We start from the raw sequence: 2,287 nt of genomic DNA on the forward strand, positions 1-2,287 counted from the left end.
AAACATCAAAAGATCTAATATGACTTGTGATATTTTTCTGAGAAGAGTCAGCTAATTTCAAATAGTTTAAGTCCCACTCCCAACCATAATTAACTAAAAAATTAACTTTAATTCCTCCTTTACCAAAAATCTGTCTTGTGGTATATTTGAACAATTCTTTTGGGAACATAGAAGATTCAAAATCACCGATGACTAACAATTCTGCTTCTTCCATAGATAATATATTTACTGCATTTACGCATGCGCTAGTGAAGGTTTTTCTTTGTTTTGTCGGTCTTTTCGTGTTATCTGTAGTAAACCCGTAAAACGTTAATTCCTTAATGCCAGCTTCTTTACATAATTTAAAAAGTATTAAGCCAGGATCTATACCGTATTCATAACCTTTTTCTTTTGTCATTTTATTGGCTTCCGCCCATCTTCTGTTTCCATCAGGAATTATTCCAATATGTTTCGGTACTCTCATCATTATCGCCTTATGAAAATTGTTACCAATTATGAACATTTTAGTATAGTATTTGTTTTTTCGCAGACAGAACAGGCTTTAAGTGATGCATTTTCTTCTATTACAAGAACCTTTTTCATGCCACCAATATTTCGAAGACCATTTCAAGAAAAAAGGTACTTCGGAATCTGTAAATTTAAAGATTACGTATATGATCCAAATAAGCAAGTTGAGATTCACTTAGGCCATAAACAACTATCTTTCCATATCTGGTTACACTAACTGAAAAATCTGTTATTCCAGGAAATTTATTTTTTATATCGTCCGATATTACCTTTCTTGTCTTTTCATGATCAGCTTTGCGCATATCCTTGATTGCCTTCTTGCTGTCAAATTCTTCCATCTGCAAATCCACTATTTTTTAGTGTAACCATGATCTCAAAAATTATTTGAATTTACTGAATAAAAATATGGTAACGACATACAACTTGGGAAAAATAATGGTTTATCAATGATTTTGATTATTTCAAAATCATTTTTGACCATACCATTATCATCGCTTACAGGAAAGTTGTCCATGCAAGGTTATTTATAGCTACAACTATCTGGGTACTGTTTTGTTTATGAAAGTTGTATGTGTCCTGTATTGCACTCCTGTAATTTATTATTGGGACAGTATTTATTCCATGACAGGTTAAAACATTAAGGAAATCAGATTGGTATCGAATTTGCACTTGATTGGTCAATCATCTACTAACCATTAAAAACAAAACCATGAGATCAATTTTGTACATCGTAGCAGTTATCCTCATTATAGGATGGGCTATCGGAACTTTTGCTTACGCAGCCGGAGGTTTAATTCACATTTTATTGGTTATTGCAATAATAGCTTTGCTGATTGGCTTTTTTAGGAGCGAGCCCACGGTTTAATTACCTAATATGTACGTTCTTATAGGGCTTATACCCAAGTTTAATCGCTTGGCATTGTCAATGTGATTTTTATCTTCAATTGAGAATGCAAACCATCATCGGCTTCTAATCAATGTCTATAGTACCATTTTATATTGTTGGAATTGGCCTTTCTATTGGGGGCGTTGATCCTTTATGTGAAATTTTATCCGGACTGCCACTTAAGGCAAATGCTGCCTTTTTGATTATACAGCATCTGGCACCAGCCTACAGGAGCCGACTGGCCGAACGATTACAAAATTTTACAAAAATAAAGGTTAACGTAGCAGAGCACAATCAAAGAATCAAATGTAACCAGGTGTATGTTTTAGCAGAAGGTCAAATGATGACGGTTGAGAATGGCAATATTCTTTTAAGAGACCGGAATCATGATGAAACCGTTAATAAGGCAGTGGATATTTTATTTAAATCAATGGCACTTGATTTAGGTAACAGGGCGATAAGCGTTATCCTTTCCGGTTTGGATGGCGACGGTTCACTGGGTGCGACGCAAATTAATCTCCGGGGTGGTATCACTATAGCTCAATTGCCGGCAACTGCCCAGTTCCCTTCCATGCCGGAATCGGCTATTTCCAGCGGCAATACACATTTTGTTTTATCTCCCGAAGAAATTGCAAGCATTTTAACGGAGATTGTTAAAGAGTAAATTTATTTAGTGTCTTAATTGACCCATCAGACTTGACTGAGATCTTAAAGGATCGCCTTTTGTGATAATAAAAGGAAATTCAATTGTTTTACTTCTTAAAAGGTAAGAATTAAGGATAACTCTAAAATCACTCATCGGGCAAACAGACCTTATAAGAAGTCAGGATAATGCTCCAAAACAATATCTCTACTAATATCTCAATTTGCTACAGTTGATAAAAAGGGTGTAAA

Annotated in this window: 3 protein-coding genes; 2 read left to right on the forward strand and 1 reads right to left on the reverse strand. The window is 34.8% G+C overall.

Annotated elements, in window-relative coordinates; all coding sequences use genetic code 11:
* Positions 1-466: undecaprenyl diphosphate synthase family protein (locus QZY09_RS12255; protein ID WP_295672769.1), on the reverse strand; the 466-nt coding region annotated here is incomplete at its 3' end.
* 750 nt (positions 467-1,216) lie between these two features.
* On the opposite strand from QZY09_RS12255, the gene QZY09_RS12260 reads away from it, so the two are divergent.
* Together QZY09_RS12260 and QZY09_RS12265 are read left to right on the forward strand one after the other, a co-directional pair.
* Complete coding sequence (locus tag QZY09_RS12260) at positions 1,217-1,372, forward strand: lmo0937 family membrane protein (RefSeq protein ID WP_295672771.1); 156 nt, start codon at positions 1,217-1,219, stop codon at positions 1,370-1,372.
* A gap of 112 nt (positions 1,373-1,484) precedes the next feature.
* Positions 1,485-2,057 (forward strand): chemotaxis protein CheB, encoded by a 573-nt coding sequence (locus tag QZY09_RS12265; protein WP_295672773.1) that lies wholly within the window; start codon positions 1,485-1,487, stop codon positions 2,055-2,057.
* Positions 2,058-2,287 lie beyond the last annotated feature (230 nt).

It is taken from the genome of uncultured Mucilaginibacter sp. (genome assembly GCF_903913935.1).
GTDB lineage: Bacteria > Bacteroidota > Bacteroidia > Sphingobacteriales > Sphingobacteriaceae > Mucilaginibacter.

Excerpts from the sequence above, each read along its gene's own strand:
- QZY09_RS12260 (WP_295672771.1), top strand. The coding sequence starts at position 1,217 with ATGAGATCAATTTTGTACATCGTAGCAGTTATCCTCATTATAGGATGG.
- QZY09_RS12265 (WP_295672773.1), top strand. The coding sequence starts at position 1,485 with ATGTCTATAGTACCATTTTATATTGTTGGAATTGGCCTTTCTATTGGG.